This is a genomic window from Ramlibacter sp. (genome assembly GCF_028291745.1).
Lineage (GTDB): Bacteria > Pseudomonadota > Gammaproteobacteria > Burkholderiales > Burkholderiaceae_C > Ramlibacter.
This window is the reverse complement of the sequence record NZ_JAQGNQ010000136.1, coordinates 1-5318: the sequence shown is the minus strand read 5'-3', so window position 1 is coordinate 5318 and position 5318 is coordinate 1. Positions and strand designations below refer to the sequence as shown.

Sequence of the window (5318 nt, the reverse complement as noted above, 5' to 3'; positions counted from 1 at the left end):
GAGGAGGTGGACGTCATCGTGCCCGCCATCGAGGCGGCTCGAACCGAGGGCTTGCACGTGAGCGGCCCCTTCGCGCCCGATACCGTCTTCATGCGGGCCCGCGCGCGCAACGGCCAGCCGGGTGAGTTCGACGTGGTGGTGGCGATGTATCACGACCAGGGCCTCATTCCGGTGAAGTACCTCGGCGTGGAAAAAGGAGTGAACGTGACGCTGGGGCTGCCACTGGTTCGCACCAGTCCCGATCACGGCACCGCATTCGACATCGCGGGCAGCGGGCGTGCCGACGCCTCCAGTTTGCTCGAGGCGCTCAAGGTGGCGCGGGCGCTGAGCGCGCGCCAAGCGGCCGCGGGCTAAGGCGCCGGACGGCGCAGGCTGTCGCGGATTTCGCGCAGCAGCACCACGTCTTCGGCGGGTGCGGGCGCAACGGCGGCCGGCGCCGGATCACGCCTGAGCCGATTGATCTGCTGGACCATCAGGAAAATGATGAACGCGAGCAGCGCGAAGTTGACCGCGACCGTTATGAAATTGCCGTAGGCCAGCACCGGTACGCCGGCTTTCTTCAGCGCGTCCAAGGTCATTGCGTTGCCCGGCGGCACACGCCCGAGCACCACGAAGAGGTTGGAGAAGTCGAGCTTGCCGAACACCGCGCCCACCAGCGGCATGATGATGTCGCCGACCAGGGACTCGACGATCTTGCCGAATGCGGCACCGATGATGACGCCGACAGCCAGATCGACCACGTTTCCCTTGACTGCGAATTCCTTGAATTCGGCGAGCATTGCCATCGTTGCGTCACGGAGTTGAGGCGCTCGAGTATGCAATCAAAAGCTCGTTGCAGCGGGCACCGCGGCGCCATTGAATTGGGCGGAAACCGTCAGCTACAATCGTAGGTTGACCTGATAAGCGACATCCCCGAGGACCTCATGAGTGATACCCCAGTGGACGGCAGCAAGCGAACATGGCTGATCGCGTCCGGATGTGCCGGCGTGGTGGGTGGTGCCTTCACCGCCGTTCCTTTCGTCAGCAGCCTGCAGCCTTCCGAGCGCGCCAAGGCGGCCGGTGCGCCGGTCGAAGTGGATATTTCCGCGCTCAAACCCGGCGAGAAACTCACGGTGGAGTGGCGCGGCAAACCCGTATGGGTGGTGCGCCGCACGCCCGAGGAAGTCGCCGCGCTGGCCAAGCACGACGCCGAGCTGGCCGACCCGCAGTCCAAGCGCAAGGCCGACGAGCTGACGCCGCCTTACGCGCGCAATGAAGGACGTTCGATCAAGCCCGAGGTGCTGGTGGTGGTGGGCATTTGCACGCACCTGGGCTGTTCGCCCAGCGACAAGTTCCAGCCCGGCCCGCAACCCTCCTTGCCCGACGACTGGCCCGGCGGCTTCCTGTGCCCCTGCCACGGATCCACCTTCGACCTGGCGGGCCGCGTGTTCAGGAACAAGCCGGCGCCCGACAACCTCCAGGTGCCGCCGTATATGTACGTGTCGGACAACCGTCTGCTGATCGGCGAAGACAAGAACTCCAAGGCCTGACGAGACAACCATGGCTCAATTCAAGGAAATCTCTCCCAACGCGACGGCGACGCAGAAGCTGGCCAACTGGTTCGACAACCGTTTTCCGACAGCGGGCGTGGAATATCGCAAGCACATGTCGGAGTACTACGCGCCGAAGAACTTCAACTTCTGGTATTTCTTCGGCTCGCTGGCGATGCTGGTGCTGGTCATCCAGATCGTCACCGGCATCTTCCTGACGATGCACTACAAGCCCGACGCGGCCTCGGCGTTCGGCTCGGTCGAGTACATCATGCGCGACGTGCCGTGGGGCTGGTTGATCCGCTACATGCACTCCACCGGCGCCTCGGCCTTCTTCATCGTGGTCTACCTCCACATGTTCAAGGCCATGATCTACGGCAGCTACCGCAAGCCGCGCGAGCTGGTGTGGATCTTCGGCTGCACGATCTTCCTGATGCTGATGGCCGAAGCCTTCTTCGGCTACCTGCTGCCCTGGGGCCAGATGTCCTACTGGGGCGCGCAGGTGATCGTGAACCTGTTCTCCGCGATTCCCTTCGTCGGCCCCGACCTGGCGCTGATGATCCGCGGCGACTACGTGGTGAGCGATGCCACCCTGAACCGCTTCTTCAGCTTCCACGTGATCGCGATCCCGCTGGTGCTGATAGGCCTGGTGGTGGCGCACCTGTTCTCGCTGCACGACGTGGGTTCCAACAACCCCGACGGCGTCGACATCAAGGGCCCGAGCGCGCCCAAGGACGCGGCCGGTCACCCGCTCGACGGCGTGCCCTTCCATCCGTACTACAGCGTGCACGACATGGTCGGCGTCTGCGTGTTCCTGATGGTCTTCAGCGCGATCATCTTCTTCGCGCCGGAGATGGGCGGCTACTTCCTGGAGTACAACAACTTCATTCCGGCCGACGCCCTGAAGACCCCGCTGCACATCGCGCCGGTCTGGTACTTCACGCCCTTCTACTCGATGCTGCGTGCCACCACCGACGTGATGGTCGACGTGTTCGTCGTGATCGTGGCGCTCGCCGCCATAGCCGCGGTCTGGAAGGGCCGCCTCGGCCTGGTCGGCAAGATCGCCGCCGTGGTGCTGGCGGCCGTCGCGATCGTGCTGCTCAAGAACCTGGACGCCAAGTTCTGGGGCGTGGTGATCATGGGTGGCGCGGTCATCATCCTGTTCTTCCTGCCCTGGCTCGATCGCAGCCCGGTGCGCTCCATCCGCTACCGTCCGCGCTGGCACAGCACGCTGTACGGCATCTTCGTGGTGTTCTTCATGGTGCTGGGCTACCTGGGCATCGAGCCGCCGTCGCCGCTGGGAACGCTGCTGGCGCAGATCATGACCGTCTACTACTTCGGCTTCTTCCTGCTGATGCCGTGGTGGAGCCGCCTCGGCGCCTTCAAGACGGTGCCCGACCGCATCGTCTTCGCGCACTGAGAGCCGGGAGCCAAGCAGACATGAAAAAACTGATTCTCACCGTGATGCTGGCGCTGGGCATGGCCGTGGCCGCCCACGCCGCCGAGGGCGGCGAGGTGGCCTGGGACAAGGCGCCCAACCGCAGCAACGACCTGCCCGCCCTGCAGAACGGCGCCAAGCTGTTCGTCAACTACTGCCTCAACTGCCACTCGGCCGCCTACATGCGGTACAACCGCCTGCAGGACATCGGCATCAGCCAGCAGCAGATCAAGGACAACCTGCTGACGGTCGCCGACAAGGTGGGCGACACGATGAAGTCGCCGATCGACCCGAAGGACGCGAAGGAGTGGTTCGGCGCGGTGCCGCCCGACCTGACGCTGGTGGCGCGTTCGCGCTCCGGCCACGCCGGCAGCGGCCCGGATTACCTGTACACGTACATGCGTACTTTCTACCGCGATCCGTCGCGGCCCACCGGCTGGAACAACCTGGTGTTCCCCAATGTCGGCATGCCGCAGGTGCTGTGGCAGCTGCAGGGGGAGCGCGAGCCGGTGTTCGAGAAGGTCGAGAGCCACGGCCACGAGGAGGAGGCTTTCAAGGGCTGGAAGCAGGTCACCCCGGGCACGATGACCCCGCTGCAGTACGAGCAGGCCGTCGGCGACCTGGTGGGTTATCTCGCCTGGATGGCCGAGCCGGCGCAGAACCACCGCGTGCGCGTCGGCACCTGGGTGCTGCTCTTCCTGGCCCTGCTGACCGTGCTCGTGTGGCGGTTGAACGCGGCGTTCTGGAAAGAAATACGGTAGACGGATAAAACGCGGCCCGGCTTCGCGCGGGACCGCGTCCTTGTGTAGAGTGGCCTGCACCCTGCGCCCACTCTTTTTTGCTTTTTGAGGACATTCAAGATGATGGTGCTCTATTCGGGGACCACTTGCCCCTTCTCCCACCGCTGCCGTTTCGTGCTGTTCGAAAAGGGCATGGACTTCGAGATCCGCGACGTCGACCTGTACAACAAGCCGGAAGACATCAACGTCATGAATCCCTATGGTCAGGTCCCCATCCTGGTCGAGCGCGACCTGATCCTGTACGAGTCGAACATCATCAACGAGTACATCGACGAGCGCTTCCCGCATCCGCAGCTGATGCCCGGGGACCCGGTCGACCGCGCCCGCGTGCGCCTGTTCCTGCTCAACTTCGAGAAGGAACTGTTCGTGCACGTCTCCACGCTGGAGTCGCGCGCGTCCAAGGGCAACGAGAAGGCGCTGGAGAAGGCGCGTTCGCACATCCGCGACCGCCTGACGCAGCTCGCCCCGGTGTTCCTGAAGAACAAGTACATGCTGGGCGAGAACTTCTCGATGCTCGACGTGGCCATCGCGCCGCTGCTGTGGCGCCTGGACTACTACGGCATCGAGCTGTCGAAGAACGCAGCGCCGCTGCTCAAGTATGCTGAGCGCATCTTTTCGCGCCCGGCCTACATCGAGGCGCTGACGCCGTCGGAAAAGGTCATGCGCAAGTAAATGTCAGCCCCCACGCTTGCCGCCTTCGGCTTAGTCGCTGCCCCCCGAGGGGGCTTCGGCCGCCTTGGGGCGGCCCGGCGGCGGCCGAGCCGTTAAGCTGGTGCGCCAGTATTGTTTTCGAAAGCATGAACGCACTCGAGTCCACCTCCACCCGCCCCTACCTGATCCGCGCCCTCTACGAATGGTGCACGGACAACGGCTTTACGCCCTATGTCGCGGTGCTGGTGGACGAGAGCGTGCAGGTGCCGCGCGAGTACGTGAAGAACGGCGAGATCGTGCTGAACATCAGCTACGACGCGACCAGCTCGCTCAAGCTCGGCAACGACTTCATCGAGTTCAAGGCTCGCTTCGCCGGCAGCGCGCGCGAGATCATGGTGCCGGTCAGCCGGGTGATCGCGATCTATGCGCGCGAGAACGGGCAGGGCATGGCCTTCCCGGTGCCCGTGCCGGGCGGAGCGACAACGGAAGAAGCCCCGGCCGGCGGCAAGCCGTCGTCCCCGCTCTCCAGCGTGCCGGCGGCGCCGTCCGATACCGAAGGCAAGGTGGTGCAGCTGGTCACGCCGGACGAAACGGCCGCCAAGCCCCCGGAGCCGGAACCCCCCAAGCCGCCGAGCGGTCCGCGGCCGGCTTTGAAGCGGGTGAAGTAGCGCGCTGAAGCAGTCATGGCGGGGCCAGGACGTCAGCAAAGGACGTCATCCCGCCGCCGAGGATGTCACTGCGGGGCAGCCCGCAATGATGTCCGGAGCATCCTCCTAGAATCACACCCACGCCGGTTTAGCTCAGTTGGTAGAGCAACCGCCTTGTAAGCGGTAGGTCGTCCGTTCGATTCGGACAACCGGCACCAGATAGCGCCGGCTGAAGTGCCGGAGCGCCGTTGTC

Annotated in this window: 7 protein-coding genes and 1 tRNA gene; 7 read left to right on the top strand and 1 reads right to left on the bottom strand. The window is 64.6% G+C overall.

The annotated features are described in order from the left end of the window. On the top strand, positions 1-354 hold a 354-nt coding region (locus JWP60_RS24990), incomplete at its 5' end, for a 4-hydroxythreonine-4-phosphate dehydrogenase PdxA (protein ID WP_299797734.1). On the opposite strand, the gene mscL is transcribed toward JWP60_RS24990, so the two are convergent. After that, entirely contained in the window at positions 351-785 is a 435-nt protein-coding gene (gene mscL, locus JWP60_RS24985; protein WP_299797731.1) for a large conductance mechanosensitive channel protein MscL, read from the bottom strand. The genes JWP60_RS24990 and mscL overlap by 4 nt on opposite strands. Before the next feature lie 138 nt (positions 786-923). On the opposite strand from mscL, the gene petA reads away from it, so the two are divergent. From petA to JWP60_RS24955, 6 genes are all read left to right on the top strand, one after another. Then, complete coding sequence (gene petA, locus JWP60_RS24980) at positions 924-1529, top strand: ubiquinol-cytochrome c reductase iron-sulfur subunit (protein WP_299797729.1); 606 nt, start codon at positions 924-926, stop codon at positions 1527-1529. Positions 1530-1539: 10 nt separating this feature from the next. Further along, complete coding sequence (locus JWP60_RS24975; RefSeq protein WP_299797726.1) at positions 1540-2949, top strand: cytochrome bc complex cytochrome b subunit; 1410 nt, start codon at positions 1540-1542, stop codon at positions 2947-2949. A 20-nt stretch (positions 2950-2969) separates the two neighbouring features. Beyond that, positions 2970-3728, top strand: coding sequence for a cytochrome c1 (locus tag JWP60_RS24970; RefSeq protein ID WP_299797723.1), 759 nt, complete (start codon positions 2970-2972; stop codon positions 3726-3728). Positions 3729-3827: 99 nt separating this feature from the next. Next, positions 3828-4439: a glutathione S-transferase N-terminal domain-containing protein gene (locus JWP60_RS24965; protein WP_066702169.1), complete on the top strand. Its 612-nt coding sequence runs from the start codon at positions 3828-3830 to the stop codon at positions 4437-4439. 125 nt (positions 4440-4564) lie between these two features. Further along, positions 4565-5086, top strand: a complete 522-nt coding sequence (locus JWP60_RS24960) for a ClpXP protease specificity-enhancing factor (protein ID WP_299797714.1) — start codon at positions 4565-4567, stop codon at positions 5084-5086. A 121-nt stretch (positions 5087-5207) separates the two neighbouring features. Beyond that, positions 5208-5283, top strand: a tRNA-Thr gene (locus JWP60_RS24955). Positions 5284-5318: the final 35 nt, after the last annotated feature.